The sequence below is a fragment of the Streptomyces sp. NPDC093071 genome (genome assembly GCF_044754545.1).
Classification (GTDB): domain Bacteria; phylum Actinomycetota; class Actinomycetes; order Streptomycetales; family Streptomycetaceae; genus Streptomyces.
Genome location: NZ_JBIVPH010000020.1, coordinates 1 through 2070 on the forward strand (window position 1 = coordinate 1; position 2070 = coordinate 2070).

General features: G+C 57.6%; 1 rRNA gene (only partly in view). It reads left to right on the forward strand.

The features are described from left to right. The first annotated feature begins 145 nt into the window (after positions 1-145). Positions 146-2070: ribosomal RNA gene (locus ACIQD7_RS34180) — 23S ribosomal RNA — on the forward strand (it continues 1271 nt past the right edge of the window).

Here is a 2070-nt window from a genome sequence, read left to right on the forward strand (position 1 = left end):
GTGCCTGGCACGTTGTTGGGTGTCTGAGGGTACGGCCGTGAGGTCGTCCTTCAAGGATGCCGGCCCCAGTGAACTCACCGCGTGCGGTGAGGTGATGGGTGGCTGGTCGTTGTTTGAGAACTACACAGTGGACGCGAGCATCTGTGGCCAAGTTTTTAAGGGCGCACGGTGGATGCCTTGGCACCAGGAACCGATGAAGGACGTGGGAGGCCACGATAGTCCCCGGGGAGCCGTCAACCAGGCTTTGATCCGGGGGTTTCCGAATGGGGAAACCCGGCAGTCGTCATGGGCTGTCACCCATGCCTGAACACATAGGGCATGTGGAGGGAACGAGGGGAAGTGAAACATCTCAGTACCCTCAGGAAGAGAAAACAACCGTGATTCCGGGAGTAGTGGCGAGCGAAACCGGATGAGGCCAAACCGTAGGCGTGTGAGACCCGGCAGGGGTTGCGCCTACGGGGTTGTGGGATCTCTTTTTCACAGTCTGCCGGCTGTGAGGCGAGTCAGAAACCGTATGGATAGGCGAAGGACATGCGAAAGGTCCGGCGTAGAGGGTAAGACCCCCGTAGCTGAAATTCATGCGGCTCGTTTAAGAGACACCCAAGTAGCACGGGGCCCGAGAAATCCCGTGTGAATCTGGCGGGACCACCCGCTAAGCCTAAATATTCCCTGGTGACCGATAGCGGATAGTACCGTGAGGGAATGGTGAAAAGTACCGCGGGAGCGGAGTGAAATAGTACCTGAAACCGTGTGCCTACAAGCCGTGGGAGCGTCGGGATGTGCTTGCACATCCTCGTGACTGCGTGCCTTTTGAAGAATGAGCCTGCGAGTTTGCGGTGTGTTGCGAGGTTAACCCGTGTGGGGAAGCCGTAGCGAAAGCGAGTCCGAACAGGGCGATTCAGTAGCACGCTCAAGACCCGAAGCGGAGTGATCTAGCCATGGGCAGGTTGAAGCGGAGGTAAGACTTCGTGGAGGACCGAACCCACCAGGGTTGAAAACCTGGGGGATGACCTGTGGTTAGGGGTGAAAGGCCAATCAAACTCCGTGATAGCTGGTTCTCCCCGAAATGCATTTAGGTGCAGCGTCGTGTGTTTCTTGCCGGAGGTAGAGCACTGGATAGGCGATGGGCCCTACCGGGTTACTGACCTTAGCCAAACTCCGAATGCCGGTAAGTGAGAGCACGGCAGTGAGACTGTGGGGGATAAGCTCCATGGTCGAGAGGGAAACAGCCCAGAGCATCGACTAAGGCCCCTAAGCGTACGCTAAGTGGGAAAGGATGTGGAGTCGCAGAGACAACCAGGAGGTTGGCTTAGAAGCAGCCACCCTTGAAAGAGTGCGTAATAGCTCACTGGTCAAGTGATTCCGCGCCGACAATGTAGCGGGGCTCAAGCGTACCGCCGAAGTCGTGTCATTGCAGCACATACTCCCAACGGAGGCTGTGATGGGTAGGGGAGCGTCGTGTGCCGGGTGAAGCAGCCGCGGAAGCGAGTTGTGGACGGTTCACGAGTGAGAATGCAGGCATGAGTAGCGATACACACGTGAGAAACGTGTGCGCCGATTGACTAAGGGTTCCTGGGTCAAGCTGATCTGCCCAGGGTAAGTCGGGACCTAAGGCGAGGCCGACAGGCGTAGTCGATGGACAACCGGTTGATATTCCGGTACCCGCTTTGAAACGCCCAATATCGAGCCCATTAATGCTAAGGCCGTGAAGCCGCCCCGGAGCCTTCGGGCAAAGGGGAGTGGTGGAGCCGCTGACCCAAGGTGGTAGTAGGTAAGCGATGGGGTGACGCAGGAAGGTAGTCCAGCCCGGGCGGTGGTTGTCCCGGGGTAAGGGTGTAGGACGTCACGTAGGCAAATCCGCGTGACACATAGTCTGAGACCTGATGCCGAGCCGATTGTGGTGAAGTGGATGATCCTATGCTGTCGAGAAAAGCCTCTAGCGAGTTTCATGGCGGCCCGTACCCTAAACCGACTCAGGTGGTCAGGTAGAGAATACCGAGGCGTTCGGGTGAACTATGGTTAAGGAACTCGGCAAAATGCCCCCGTAACTTCGGGAGAAGGGGGGCCATC